Source organism: Serratia sp. 14-2641 (assembly GCF_001692375.1).
GTDB classification, from domain to species: Bacteria; Pseudomonadota; Gammaproteobacteria; order Enterobacterales; family Enterobacteriaceae; genus Chania; species Chania fonticola_C.
Window position 1 is genome coordinate 187 of the sequence record NZ_LXKR01000054.1, and the last position, 12781, is coordinate 12967.

Genomic DNA, 12781 nt, shown 5'->3' on the forward strand with positions numbered 1-12781 from the left:
GAGATGTGTATAAGAGACAGATATATATGAGGCATTAGAAAAAGAAACCAATACAGTAAATGTTATTGGGATTGTTGATAGTGATTCACCGAGAGTTGAATTTATCAAGTGGTACATTAGCAATGTTTTTTCTTTTAATTGGGCTTCATTTACTGGAAGAGCAATATCAAGATAAACTTTAGAATTAAATTTAAAAAAATCACTAATATTCAATACATAACAACTTTATTGTTTTTGCCTAAAATATGAACCTCTTCGGCATCAGAGTAAAAGAACCGATTACAATAATGAATTATTAAAGAGTTAACATGTGCTATCGCATGGGCGTTAACTCTTGTTGACCCTTTGTTGTTTTTATCAGTTGTACCATATAGATAGCATTTTTTGTTAATTGGGATGAGCAAAAATGTTTCTGGTGTAGACAAACCATAGATATGTTCTTTTTCATTCAGAATTAAGAGTGGGGCATCAGAAGTAATAACACTAATACCTTTTGGTGCAATACATAATGCGAAGGAGTATTGCCTAAGGCACCTGATAACTGTTTTTATTTGATTTAATTCAACTTCAATTAGTTTATCGTTTGTAACTGAAAAGTCATCAAGATTTTTTACAGAAATACCTTGTATGGCTAAATCACGTGCCATGCTCTTTGCGATAACTTGACTGCGTAATAGAGGTGTTTCTAACGATTTTCTCCAAGATGGAACTCGTAAAAAAAGAGAGGCTAATAACAACAATAGACCTTCGTAATTTTTACCCGTTGGAATTCTTTCTGTGATTTCTATCTCCTTGAGAAAAGTTCCAATTTTAGGTTCAACCTTGTCACCATACCAATCCTCAACGAGTAAAGGTTTAGCGTTAAAACTTAATGTATAGTAATCTCTTGATGTACACGCATCATCAGGTCGTGTTTTATATTTTTTAATCTTAATATCTTTAGGGAACGCCCAGAATGTAGAGTTTCTTTTTCCCAAATCGGTGAAGCCCTTAAGGTAACAAGCTGGTATGAAATGATGTTTCTTCTTTATACTCATATTATAAACCTATACCGATTAAAATAATTTATATACCTAAAGTAACTTGCGTACTTTTTCAATTAAATTTCCGTCTACGCCTTGTTGTTCCATAAATAGCAACATCAGTGCTAAGTCCTCTGATACATACAGACCTTCTATTTCAACATGATGTGTTAGTTTGTCATATTCAATACTCATCACATTAGAAATGTAATGTAAGGTTTCTTCTGTTTCTGTACATGCAATATTTAACAATACATCGCCATTCATACTATCCATTAGTATCAAATGCTTTAAGTTACTTAGATGATAGTGAAATTCAATGCTTACAAATGTATCTACAAAAGGATGCCGGGCTAACTTGATGGTAGATACTACTTTCCGTAGTGCTAAATTATATTTTAATCTATCTTCTTTATTTTCTATGTCGAATCCAGAAATATCAAACTTTTGTGGCTTACTTTTTATAGTTGTTAGTTGATATTCTAATGAAGTAATATTTTTGTTTATTTCATTTAACTTTCTAACAAAAGAAAGATCTGGCATGTCAGACTCATCAATGATTTTTCTTAATTCAGTGGCGTAATTTGTTTTGGAGATTAATTCATTTTTAATTTTCTCTGAAGTATCTTCTTGTGATTCATTAGATAGAAATTTATTCCAATCAAAATTCAATACATGATTGTAAATTACTTTTTCAATAAAATCATACCGAATGGATTTTGCCGTGCATGTCTTAATCTCTTTGCGTTTGGAACAATAAAGCCGTTTATAAGTGATTTTTCCCTTGTATGTTTGCTTTATTACACCTACAGCCGCTCCACATAGCCCACAAGAACTGATACCATTAAATAGGTTATTCATGTTCTCCGTTGGCTTGTGTTTTACTAATGGTAGTGATGAGTTCTTGATATTTTGAACGCGTGAGAATTGCTCATCACTGATTATCTGAGGATATAAACGCATGTCCTGTCTGTTTTTGTTTGTTGAAACCAACCAGCCAATAACACGTTTATCACTTAGGAGCCTGTTCACGTTTTGGGGATACCATTCGGCATCACCGATTAGCATTCTCTTCGAGTTTAATTCTCTTGCGATAGTCGTGCTACCAACTCCTTCACAGAAACGATTAAAAATGTAGTTAATGATATTAGATTCAGGCTTTACCTGATATTTGTTATCCACTACGTCAATCCATTTAGGAACACGCTTAGTTAAGACGTCGGTGCCTTTTTTAGCTGCCTCGTAGCGTTCTTCCCAATTATCATTCGACAGGTTTTGCTTGCGTACTGATTCTCTATTGGCACGTGTTAGGCTGCTCGATAATTCCTCAAGATTGAGATTTTCAGTGAAAATTGTGCTGGTTTCTACTTCATGAATGTGTACCTGGCCTTCAGTAACTAATGATAAAAAGTTTAATGCTGACCTTGCAGGTGTTGCTCGACTGAATCGATCTACGTTTTCAATCAATAGGCATGAATTCTTATGCTTCCCAGCTTTTGCTTCCTTTATGAACTCGGCTAATACACCTTCCTCAAGGTTATAACCTTTGAATGCAGATTGGCCAGGTTGTAGCATCCATGAAAAACTGTCAGTGGATAACTGATATCCAAGTTTTTTTGGGTCTTTATAGTTTTGAATGTATTTCAGCAGCTTTTTTTGCTGCCTAGACATACCGTTACCGTCCAGTTGCTTTCCAGATGAGACTCGACAGTAACCGTATGTTTTCCTTATCATTTCACTTTCCTTTTTAATTTAAAAATTTAGGGATATTTTAGCTAATTATCAACATGGTCGCTCACCAATAAGTTAGCGGCGGCAAATGCCGCCTGTTCCCTAACGGAGGACGGTAGCTCGCTATTCGCGGCAACCTCGTCCAATGCCTTTAACACACATGCTAGTGCATCCGGCACGTAGCCTAGATCTCCACTGCCGATCTGAGCGTAAAAACGTCGTACTAACTCACAGTATTGTTGCACAATGGCCTCCCTTTAGGATCTCTGCATTATCGCCACGCAGGCTGCAATAAGGCACAGACACTCGGGGTTAAATCCTATCTAAAGGACTATAGCACAGGTGTTAGGGAGTTATTAGTTCCTCTTTTTGGGCATTAGTCCACTCCTGATGCTCCCCGTGCTGGCTGCGGGCTGCCCTGATCAAGTACAATGTGGCCTGTTAATAATGAGGTTACCCATGGCGCTGAAAGCAACAATTTATAAAGCCACGCTCAATATCGCTGATATGGATCGTCACTTTTACTGTGATACCACACTCACCCTGGCCCAGCATCCTTCAGAAACCGAACAGCGCATGATGCTGCGCCTGCTGGCCTGGATCTGCCATGCCGATGAGCGCCTGGTGTTTACCAAGGGGCTGAGTGCGGAAGACGAGCCGGAAATCTGGCGGCGCAACGACCATAACGGGCTGGAAATGTGGATAGAGCTGGGGCTGCCGGACGAGAAACGCATCAAAAAGGCCTGCAATCAGTCACCTAGGGTGGTGCTTTACGCCTATGGTGATCGCGCCGGGCATGTCTGGTGGCAGTCTATGCAGAGCAAAGTCGCCAACCACAAGAACCTGAGTATTCGTTTTCTCGATGATGAACAACTGTCCCGCTTGACCGCCTTAGCCAGCCGCAATATGACGCTACAGGCCACGCTGCAGGAAGGGACCATCTGGCTGTCAGACCTTCAGAATAGTCTGGAAATTCAATTTGCCGAATGGCAGCAGGCGCAGGAATAACCGGTGCTGGAACTGTCAAGAAACGTAGCCATACCGGACAACGAAATAGAATTAACGGCGATCCGTGCGCAGGGTGCGGGTGGTCAGCATGTGAATAAAACCTCAACGGCTATCCATTTGCGCTTTGACATCCGGGCATCCAGCCTGCCAGAGTACTATAAAGAACGGCTGTTGGCGCTTAATCATCATTTAGTGACCGGTGATGGGGTGGTGATTATCAAAGCGCAGGAATATCGCAGCCAGGAAATGAATCGTGAAGCGGCACTGGCCCGGCTGGTGGCGCTGATCCAGCAGGCGATGGTGGTCGAAAAGACGCGTAGGGCAACCAAACCCAGCAAAGGGGCCAAATTACGCCGTCTTGAAGGCAAGGTGCGCAAAGGTGCCACCAAGGCACTGCGCGGCAAGGTTCAGCCTTAGCCTACGCCGTGGATATCAATGGATGACAACAGGAGAATAACTTGAAGCAAATAACTATCGCCCTGTTTTTAGCGGCAGGAGCCCTTTCATTGCTGGGATGTAACAATCAATACCAGCCAAAAGAACAAGCGCTTCAGCCGATGCAGCAGAGCTATCAGGGCTTATTGCCTTGTGCGGACTGCTCCGGGCTGGACACATCGCTGTTCCTCGATGAGGACGGCACCTTTGTGTTGCAGGAAACCTATCGTGGTGCTAAAGATGGCGATCAAACCTTTGCCAGCTACGGCACATGGGCGCGTACGGCAGACAAGCTGGTGCTGACCGAAAGCAACGGTGAAAAACGTTATTTCCACCCGGAAGGTAAGCAATTGAGAATGCTGGACCGCAGTGGAGCACCGATTGTCTCCCAGCTTAATTATGTGCTGTCGCCGGTGACCAAGGCCTTGCCGAAAACGCCGATGCCGTTGACCGGGTTGTATACCTATATGGCCGACGCGGCGGTATTTAAGGATTGTGCCACTGGCAAAACCTTCCCGGTAGCGAATAATATCGCGCTCGAGCAGGGCTATCTGAAGGCTCAGCGGGCGCCGGGCGAACCGGTATTCCTGATGTTGAACGGGCATTTCAGCGTGCAGCCTTCCATGGAAGAAGGGCAGATGCAAAAAGCGCTGATCCCGGAACCCGGTGGCAAGATCACTTTCGACAGCAGCAAGAGCTGTAACTGATCCCCCCTCACCCCAACCCTCTCCCACAGGGAGAGGGAGCTGCCCGGAGTTCTTGATGAGTTCGTGCGGCTTCGGAATGTAGGGAGTAGGAACAAAAAGTTAAGGTATTACGCAGAATAATCAGCGAACTCGATCGGTTCCCTCTCCCTCTTGATGAGTTCGTGCGGCTTCGGAATGTAGGGAGTAGGAACCAAAAAGGTAAGGTATTACGCAGAATAATCAGCGAACTCGATCGGTTCCCTCTCCCTGTGGGAGAGGGTTAGGGTGAGGGGCCTGATTTTTTGCCAACGCCCGCGAGCGTAAATAGATCCCCGGCTTGATATGGCCAACGTAAACCAGCGCTTTGCTAGGTGCCAGCGTGGCAATATCCCCTTCCCGCATATGCAGTAAATCGCCCGGACTGACCCAGCCTGGGGCGGCCAACGTCAACGGATGCCCCGCGTTTTCAAACGCGGCAATCACAAACTCCGAACAGAAATACGACGACTCGGCACCGGTCGGCGCCTTGAGCTGGGCTGCTGCCAGGCCTTTGACACATTGCTGGCGGAAATCGGCAGAGAAGGGGTTCAGCGAACACAGCTGCTTGGTCATCATAAAGGGCACCATCTCGGCAATGCCCAGATAGTTATACCGGCTGCCGGCTTTTTGGCTGGCGAATTGGCGGATTTGGCTAGCCTGTTCCGGTGTCAGATCGGGGATGCGCAAAGCAAACATCTTGTCGCTATGGGTCAGCGCGTCTTTCAGGCTGATAATCTGCACGCCTTCCCCTACCGCTTCGGCAACCTGGCCTTCGCCAATATACACGGCCACATGGCTGACTGACGAAGTACTCAAGATACGGATCCCGAGTGATTTCAAACCGATAGTTGAGGAGAACAGCAGGTCTCCCTCTTGCAGATCGGCCTGATTGATTTCTCGCAGAGTTTTTCCAGGGGCGGAGCTTAACGATTGGAACTGAACGTTGACGGGATTAATGGGGTGTTTTTCACGGTCGGATAAGCCTACATCCATGGTGCAACCGGTCAAAAACACCGAAAGCAAAGCAAACAGGCGGGTAGCCGAGGGGCTGCGTAATGGCATAAGTTAATCCTTTAACAACAACATCCATCAATAAAGCCCCCCATCTGGGGGGCTTTGTCTAGCGATTAGCGTTGGATCTGGCCCAGCAGGAAATCAACGATTTCGCCGGTTTTGATCATCTGCTTCTCGCCAACACGGCGATTTTTATACTCAATTTCTTCGCTGTCGAGGTTACGATCGCCGATCACGATGGAGTGAGGTACGCCTATCAGTTCCATATCGGCAAACATCACGCCTGGGCGCTCTTTACGATCGTCCAGGATCACGTCGATGCCATGTGAACGCAGGGTATCGTACAATTCTTCAGCCAGTGCCTGCACGCGGAATGACTTGTGCATGTTCATTGGCAGAATCGCTACCTGGAACGGGGCAATTGCGTCCGGCCAGATAATGCCACGGTCATCGTGATTCTGTTCGATGGCGGCAGCCACCACGCGCGTCACGCCGATGCCGTAGCAACCCATGGTCAGCACCTGATTACGACCATCTTCACCCTGAACGGTGGCTTTCATCGCTTCTGAATACTTGGTACCCAGCTGGAAGATGTGGCCCACTTCGATACCGCGCTTGATCAGCAGCGTACCTTTCCCGTCTGGGCTGGCATCACCTTCCACCACGTTACGGATATCGGCGCTCTGTGGCAGCGGCAGATCACGCTCCCAGTTGATGCCAAAGTAGTGTTTGCCATCGATGTTGGCACCCGCGCCGAAGTCGCTCATAGCGGCTACGCTGCGATCGACAACCACTGGGATCGGCAAATTGACTGGACCAAGGGATCCTGGGCCTGCGCCGACGATTGCACGGATTTCTTCTTCCGTGGCGAAAGTCAGTGGAACCGCGACCTGTGGCAGTTTCTCGGCTTTGATTTCATTCAGCTCGTGATCGCCGCGCACCAGCAGGGCAATCAGCTTGTGGCCACTCTCTTCACGGGCGTGCACCATCAAGGTTTTCACCGTTTTCTCAACTGGCAGTTGGAATTGCTCTACCAGCTCGGCGATGGTTTTGGCGTTCGGCGTATCGATGATGCGCAGTTCTTCCGTTGCCGCAGCACGTGGCTGTGCAGGGGCAACCGCTTCGGCCAGCTCGATGTTGGCAGCATAGTCGGAACCGGTTGAGAACACGATATCGTCTTCACCGCTGTCTGCCAGCACCTGGAACTCATGTGAAGCGCTGCCACCGATAGAACCGGTATCGGCCAGTACCGGACGGAAATCCAGACCCATGCGGTTAAAGATCTTGCTATAGGCCTCGTACATCGCGTCGTAGGTGACCTGCAAAGATTCCTGGGTGGTGTGGAAGGAATAGGCATCCTTCATCAGGAATTCGCGCGAGCGCATCACGCCAAAACGTGGACGAACCTCGTCACGGAATTTGGTCTGGATCTGGAAGAAATTCAGCGGCAGCTGCTTGTAGGAGCTGATTTCGTTGCGGATCAGATCGGTGATCACTTCTTCATGGGTTGGACCAAGCACAAAGGGACGCTCGCCGCGATCGACAAAGCGCAGCAATTCCGGGCCATATTGCTCCCAGCGGCCGCTTTCCAGCCAGAGGTCTGCGGGCTGAACAACCGGCATGGAAACTTCGATCGCGTTAGCATTGTTCATTTCTTCGCGAACGATGTTTTCAACCTTCTTCAGAACGCGCAGGCCGGTCGGCAACCAGGTGTAAAGACCGGAGGCCAGCTTGCGGATCATCCCGGCGCGTAGCATCAGCTGGTGGCTGATCACTTCGGCGTCGGCAGGTGTCTCCTTCAGTGTGGAGAGCAGATATTGGCTTGTACGCATGGTGTTTTGGTTCCGTTAGAACTGCAAATTGCATCGGGCTGCCAGGGTTGGCCGCCAAAATTTTCAAAAGTGGCTTAGTTTACCAGCGCAAGCCGGTTGTCAAAAGAGAGCGGGCGGAATTTTAACGGGCGTCGAGCGACAACACTTCGCTTTGACTATCAACGATCCGCCAGCGCACGTTGAACTCCAATAACCATACCGCATATTCGCGCCCGCTGGCTTCTTCTTTTCGATAGGCGGGGCGAGGATCTTGCGCCAGAACCTGAGTGATAAAACGGCGCAGGTTGGGATAACGCCGCACATGTTGCTGCAGCTGTTGTTCCGCTTCGGGCGAGAAATACACCGGCATATCACCAGCAGGAGCCGCCTGAGCAAACCCGGCTCGCGCTTGCGGATGGCTTTCGGCAAACGGCAAATAGGGTTTGATATCGACCACCGGCGTACCGTCAACCAAATCCAGGCTGCCCAGCTCCAGTACCACCTCGCCCCCTTGAGTCCGTATGCCTTTCAGTTCGATCAAGGACATACCCAACGGGTTAGGGCGAAAGGTCGAACGGGTGGCGAACACGCCCATACGCGCATTGCCGCCCAGACGAGGAGGCCGCACGGTAGGACGCCAGCCTCCTTCCATGGTTTGATGAAACACGAACATCACCCACAGATGGCTGAACTCGCTGAGGCCACGTACCGCTTCGGGCTGATTGTAAGGCGGCAACAACAACAGTTCACCGCCGCCGTCTTCAACTAGCCCTGGCTGACGGGGAACCGCGAATTTCTCTTTATACGGAGAACGGATGGTGCCGATCTGCTCAAAAACAAAATCGGTCATTTGGCTGAGACGTTAAGCGCAGAGCCTTGGCAGATGGCCTGCTGGTAACAACCGGCGACGCCGCTGACAATCTGGCAGTCATGCAGTAGCACCGCATTGGCCTTCATGTAGGAAGCTCGGGTCTGCATACGCTTACGTGCGGTATTCAGATTTGGCGGAGAGTCCTGAACCGTGGTCTGACAGGATTCGCCAGAAACCTCACCTAAATCGCGGAAAGGCTTGCCGACCAGTTCTTCTGCACTCTTGTACAGTTTTACCGGGGCCGGGCGGGCTGCTGGTGTGGCTTTTACCGGAGCGGGAGCGGCCGTAGTTGTTGTGCTGTTTGTTGTGGATGGAGCCGTGTGCTGCGTTGAGCATCCAGTCAGCGCGAGCGCTAACAAACAGAGAGGTAAAACACGCATTGAGAGTCCCTGCCATTTTATAATCAAAGTGGCGCTATTGAATCAATCTCTGGCGCAAATAACAAGACGGGCCGTAGCCCGTCTTGCAATTATCGGAATAAAATGGCTATTGAACGATTACCAGCCTTTTACTGCGCCACCGTTAAAGATCTTGTTGGCCGCTTCGTTAACTTCGTCAGACTGGTAAGCCTGAACGAATTTCTTCACGTTTTCCGCGTCTTTGTTATCTTCACGGGCAACCATGATGTTGACGTAAGGTGAGTCTTTATCTTCAACAAACAGGCCGTCTTTGGCTGGCGTCAAACCAATCTGGCTGGCGTAAGTGGTGTTGATGATGGCCAGCGCGATTTGCTGATCGTCCAGTGAACGTGGCAGCTGTGGTGCTTCCAGCTCAACCAGCTTCAGGTTTTTCGGGTTCTCGGTCACGTCCAGCACGGTTGGCAGCAGGCCAACACCGTCTTTCAGCTTGATCAGACCCTGTTTTTCCAGCAGCAACAGTGAACGGCCCAGGTTGGTTGGATCGTTAGGCAGTGCTACCTGTGAACCTTCTTGCAGCTCATCAATGGATTTGATCTTTTTGGAGTAACCGGCGATCGGGTACACGAAGGTGTTACCCACCGTAACCAGCTTATAACCACGATCCTTGATCTGCTGATCCAGGTAAGGCTTGTGCTGGAAGGCGTTGACATCGATATCGCCTTTGCTCAGGGCTTCGTTTGGCAACACGTAGTCGTTGAAGGTGACCAGCTCAACGTCCAGGCCATACTTATCTTTTGCGACTTTTTGTGCCACTTCAGCCACTTGCTGTTCAGCACCAACAATAACACCCACTTTGATATGGTTTGGATCTTTTTCATCCTGGCCACAACCGGCCAGAGCCAGAGTACCGATCAGTGCGCCGATTGTTGCGATGGATTTAAATTTTAACGACATATCCCTTCCTCAATTAGACTCGCATATGAAATACGCCTTACTCTTTATCCTGCCAGATGTAGCAAAGCTATCGAGTAGATGTCAGCGCGTGGGTAAAACTATTTGTGGGTAACGGCCTTCACGATACGGTCGCCACCAAACTGGATCAGATACACCAGCACCACCAGTAATATTAATACCGTATTCATCACGGTAGCGTTATAACCAATATAACCATACTGATAACCAATTTGACCTAAGCCACCGGCACCGACGGCACCGCCCATTGCAGAATAGCCCACCAGGGTGATCAGCGTGATGGTAGCGGCATTCACCAAACCTGGCAGCGCTTCAGGCAGCAGCACTTTGGTGATGATTTGCATTGGGGTCGCACCCATGGCACGAGCGGCTTCAACCAGGCCTGACGGAATTTCCAACAGGGCGTTTTCTACCATACGGGCGATAAAGGGTGCCGCGCCTACAGTCAGTGGAACGATAGCCGCCTGCAAACCGATAGAGGTGCCAACGATCATGCGAGTGAACGGGATCATCCAGACGAGCAAGATAATGAACGGGATGGAACGGAAAATGTTCACCAATCCGGACAACACCTTATAGACGGTATTGTTGGCAATGATTTGCCCGGGGCGGGTCACATATAACAGTACGCCAACCGGTAAGCCAAGAACAAAGCCAAAGAAGCCGGAGACAAAGGTCATCGTAACGGTTTCCCACACGCCACGTGCCATTAACCACATCATTGCCTCAGACATAACCCAGAACCTCTACTTTTACCTGATTTTCTTGTAGGAACTTAATCGTTGCCTGTGCATCTTCATCGGAGCCGTGCAGTTCAGCCAGCATCACGCCGAACTTCACGCCGCCAGCGTAATCCATCTGTGCGCTGATAATATTGTTGTTCACGTTAAAGCGACGAGCCGCTTCTGACAGTAACGGTGCATCGACCGAGCGACCGGTAAATTCCAGGCGTAACAGCGGTTGACGGCCTCCGGTACGCTCAGGCACCAGGCGCGCGGCGTAGTCGTCCGGGATATCCAGATGCAGCGTAGCCTGGATAAACTGCTGTGCCAGTGGCGTCTTCGGATGTGAGAACACTTCGCTGACGCTGTCTTTCTCAATCAATTGACCCTGACTGATCACCGCGACCTGATCGCAGATACGTTTCACTACGTCCATTTCATGGGTGATCAGCAGGATGGTCAGCCCCAAACGGCGGTTGATGTCTTTCAGCAGTTCAAGAATGGAACGGGTGGTGGCTGGATCCAGCGCACTGGTCGCTTCGTCGCACAGCAGCACTTTAGGATTGCTAGCCAGCGCACGGGCGATGGCCACACGCTGCTTTTGGCCGCCTGACAGATTGGCAGGGTAGGCATCGTGCTTGTCAGACAGACCAACCAGCTCTAGCAGCTCGACCACGCGTTTTTTGATTTCCGCCCGTGGCGTATTGTCCAACTCTAACGGCAGGGCAACGTTACCGAAGACCGTACGTGAAGAGAGCAGATTAAAGTGTTGGAAGATCATGCCGATCTGGCGGCGTGCGCGCGTCAGCTCACCTTCAGACAGGGAGGTAAGATCCTGGCCATCAACCAGAACAGTACCTGACGTTGGGCGCTCAAGCATGTTGGCGCAGCGGATCAGCGTACTCTTACCGGCGCCGGAGGCACCGATGACGCCATAAATCTGTCCGGCAGGAACGTGAAGAGTCACGTCAGAGAGTGCGCTAATGGAACGCGACCCCTGCTGGAACACTTTGGTGATGTTGGAAAGTTTAATCATATTCTTCTTATTTTTAGCTTGGTTGCCGTGGCTTAATAAAGAGAGACCTTGATCAGCGCCAAGGTCTGGATCAGATGTTAAGGCGTCTAGACGTCCAAGTCAACGTTAACGCTATTCTTCATCATTCTCAGTCTCGGCGAAAACATGCGATACTGTGGCGGTTTTCAGGCTTTCAGGAGCATACCGGTGACACAACGCGTTCCAGCAATTTTCTTAGATCGTGACGGCACGATTAATATCGATCATGGCTACGTCCATGAAATAGATGATTTCCAGTTTATCGATGGCGTGATTGACGCCTGTCGTGAACTGAAAAGCATGGGCTTCGCGCTGGTGCTGGTCACCAACCAGTCTGGCATTGCCCGTGGTAAATTCAGCGAAGAGCAGTTTATGCGTCTGACAGAATGGATGGACTGGTCGATGGCCGACCGCGATGTCGATCTGGACGGCATCTATTTCTGCCCACATCATCCTGAAGCAGTAATAGAAGAGTATCGCCAGGTTTGTGATTGCCGCAAACCGCAACCGGGCATGTTGCTACAGGCGCAGAAAGAACTGAATATTGATTTGGCCGCTTCTTATATGGTTGGCGACAAAATCGAGGACATGCAGGCAGCCGCGGCGGCAGGGGTAGGCACTAAAGTATTGGTGCGCACCGGCAAGCCAGTGACGGAAGAAGGCGAAAAAGCGGCAGATTGGGTTCTAAACAGCCTGCAAGAGCTGCCTGCAGCGATTAAAAAGCGGGTTTAAGCAGCGTTATGCATGAATAGTGAGCGGTCGGAAGAAAAGTGCATATTAACTCTTGTCATTCTGAACCAGCTCCCTATAATGCGCCTCCATCGACACGGAACATGTGAACAACTTCACAGAGTCTCCGGGGGTCGCAGAGAAAAAACCTGAAATTAAGGTTGACTCTGAAAGAGGAAAGCGTAATATACGCCACCTCGAGTTAGCAAGCGAAAGCGCGTAACTCACTGCTCTTTAACAATTTATCAGACAATCTGTGTGGGCACTCACAAGACGATATCCAGCTACTTCGGTAGCAAAAAAATATCAAGTCTTGAAGAGTGACCAA

At 49.0% G+C, this 12781-nt stretch carries 15 protein-coding genes; 4 read left to right on the forward strand and 11 right to left on the reverse strand.

The genetic code is table 11. The features are described from left to right. The 4 genes from A6U95_RS31350 to A6U95_RS18600 all read right to left on the reverse strand — a co-directional run. Positions 1 to 213 (reverse strand): hypothetical protein (locus A6U95_RS31350; RefSeq protein ID WP_206744299.1); only part of this gene is annotated, 213 nt, incomplete at its 3' end. Then, positions 210 to 1037 carry a DUF4238 domain-containing protein gene (locus A6U95_RS18590; protein WP_065685541.1) on the reverse strand — a complete coding sequence of 276 codons (828 nt, stop codon included), beginning with the start codon at positions 1035 to 1037 and terminating at the stop codon, positions 210 to 212. The genes A6U95_RS18590 and A6U95_RS31350, both read right to left, overlap by 4 nt. Before the next feature lie 36 nt (positions 1038 to 1073). Beyond that, positions 1074 to 2756 carry a recombinase family protein gene (locus tag A6U95_RS18595; protein ID WP_065685542.1) on the reverse strand — a complete coding sequence of 561 codons (1683 nt, stop codon included), beginning with the start codon at positions 2754 to 2756 and terminating at the stop codon, positions 1074 to 1076. A gap of 41 nt (positions 2757 to 2797) precedes the next feature. Beyond that, entirely contained in the window at positions 2798 to 2998 is a 201-nt protein-coding gene (locus tag A6U95_RS18600) for a YaeP family protein (RefSeq protein ID WP_065685543.1), read from the reverse strand. 214 nt (positions 2999 to 3212) lie between these two features. Between A6U95_RS18600 and A6U95_RS18605 the strand changes: the two genes are divergently transcribed. The 3 genes from A6U95_RS18605 to nlpE are packed head-to-tail and all read left to right on the forward strand — an operon-like array spanning position 3213 to position 4903. Then, positions 3213 to 3761 (forward strand): YaeQ family protein, encoded by a 549-nt coding sequence (locus tag A6U95_RS18605; protein WP_065685544.1) that lies wholly within the window; start codon positions 3213 to 3215, stop codon positions 3759 to 3761. Positions 3762 to 3764: 3 nt separating this feature from the next. Continuing rightward, a complete protein-coding gene (gene arfB / locus A6U95_RS18610) occupies positions 3765 to 4178 on the forward strand; it encodes an alternative ribosome rescue aminoacyl-tRNA hydrolase ArfB (protein ID WP_024485567.1) in 414 nt (137 codons plus the stop codon). Positions 4179 to 4219: 41 nt separating this feature from the next. Next, complete coding sequence (nlpE, locus tag A6U95_RS18615) at positions 4220 to 4903, forward strand: envelope stress response activation lipoprotein NlpE (protein ID WP_024529523.1); 684 nt, start codon at positions 4220 to 4222, stop codon at positions 4901 to 4903. A gap of 219 nt (positions 4904 to 5122) precedes the next feature. Here nlpE and A6U95_RS18620 read toward each other — a convergent pair whose 3' ends face one another. The 7 genes from A6U95_RS18620 to metN form a co-directional block, all read right to left on the reverse strand. After that, on the reverse strand, positions 5123 to 5983 hold the full coding sequence (locus A6U95_RS18620; protein WP_065685545.1) for a YaeF family permuted papain-like enzyme: 861 nt from the start codon (positions 5981 to 5983) through the stop codon (positions 5123 to 5125). A 65-nt stretch (positions 5984 to 6048) separates the two neighbouring features. Continuing rightward, positions 6049 to 7767: a proline--tRNA ligase gene (gene proS, locus A6U95_RS18625; protein WP_065685546.1), complete on the reverse strand. Its 1719-nt coding sequence runs from the start codon at positions 7765 to 7767 to the stop codon at positions 6049 to 6051. Between the two features lie 121 nt (positions 7768 to 7888). Then, positions 7889 to 8596 carry a tRNA (N6-threonylcarbamoyladenosine(37)-N6)-methyltransferase TrmO gene (gene tsaA / locus A6U95_RS18630; RefSeq protein WP_065685547.1) on the reverse strand — a complete coding sequence of 236 codons (708 nt, stop codon included), beginning with the start codon at positions 8594 to 8596 and terminating at the stop codon, positions 7889 to 7891. Further along, a complete protein-coding gene (rcsF, locus tag A6U95_RS18635) occupies positions 8593 to 8997 on the reverse strand; it encodes an Rcs stress response system protein RcsF (RefSeq protein ID WP_024485562.1) in 405 nt (134 codons plus the stop codon). Before rcsF ends, tsaA begins: the two co-directional genes overlap by 4 nt. A gap of 117 nt (positions 8998 to 9114) precedes the next feature. After that, complete coding sequence (locus A6U95_RS18640) at positions 9115 to 9930, reverse strand: MetQ/NlpA family lipoprotein (RefSeq protein WP_024485561.1); 816 nt, start codon at positions 9928 to 9930, stop codon at positions 9115 to 9117. A gap of 98 nt (positions 9931 to 10028) precedes the next feature. Continuing rightward, a complete protein-coding gene (locus A6U95_RS18645) occupies positions 10029 to 10682 on the reverse strand; it encodes a methionine ABC transporter permease MetI (protein ID WP_021179942.1) in 654 nt (217 codons plus the stop codon). Beyond that, positions 10675 to 11706, reverse strand: a complete 1032-nt coding sequence (metN, locus tag A6U95_RS18650; protein WP_021806092.1) for a methionine ABC transporter ATP-binding protein MetN — start codon at positions 11704 to 11706, stop codon at positions 10675 to 10677. The genes A6U95_RS18645 and metN overlap by 8 nt, the downstream gene beginning before the upstream one ends. A gap of 186 nt (positions 11707 to 11892) precedes the next feature. On the opposite strand from metN, the gene gmhB reads away from it, so the two are divergent. Further along, positions 11893 to 12456 carry a D-glycero-beta-D-manno-heptose 1,7-bisphosphate 7-phosphatase gene (gene gmhB, locus A6U95_RS18655; protein WP_065685548.1) on the forward strand — a complete coding sequence of 188 codons (564 nt, stop codon included), beginning with the start codon at positions 11893 to 11895 and terminating at the stop codon, positions 12454 to 12456. The last annotated feature ends 325 nt before the right edge of the window (positions 12457 to 12781 follow it).

Bases quoted from the DNA above. Each gene is read 5' to 3' on its own strand.
- A6U95_RS18590 (WP_065685541.1), bottom strand. From the start codon at position 1,037: ATGAGTATAAAGAAGAAACATCATTTCATACCAGCTTGTTACCTTAAG.
- A6U95_RS18595 (WP_065685542.1), bottom strand. From the start codon at position 2,756: ATGATAAGGAAAACATACGGTTACTGTCGAGTCTCATCTGGAAAGCAA.
- A6U95_RS18605 (WP_065685544.1), top strand. From the start codon at position 3,213: ATGGCGCTGAAAGCAACAATTTATAAAGCCACGCTCAATATCGCTGAT.
- A6U95_RS18620 (WP_065685545.1), bottom strand. From the start codon at position 5,983: ATGCCATTACGCAGCCCCTCGGCTACCCGCCTGTTTGCTTTGCTTTCG.
- proS (WP_065685546.1), bottom strand. From the start codon at position 7,767: ATGCGTACAAGCCAATATCTGCTCTCCACACTGAAGGAGACACCTGCC.
- tsaA (WP_065685547.1), bottom strand. From the start codon at position 8,596: ATGACCGATTTTGTTTTTGAGCAGATCGGCACCATCCGTTCTCCGTAT.
- rcsF (WP_024485562.1), bottom strand. From the start codon at position 8,997: ATGCGTGTTTTACCTCTCTGTTTGTTAGCGCTCGCGCTGACTGGATGC.
- A6U95_RS18640 (WP_024485561.1), bottom strand. From the start codon at position 9,930: ATGTCGTTAAAATTTAAATCCATCGCAACAATCGGCGCACTGATCGGT.
- A6U95_RS18645 (WP_021179942.1), bottom strand. From the start codon at position 10,682: ATGTCTGAGGCAATGATGTGGTTAATGGCACGTGGCGTGTGGGAAACC.
- metN (WP_021806092.1), bottom strand. From the start codon at position 11,706: ATGATTAAACTTTCCAACATCACCAAAGTGTTCCAGCAGGGGTCGCGT.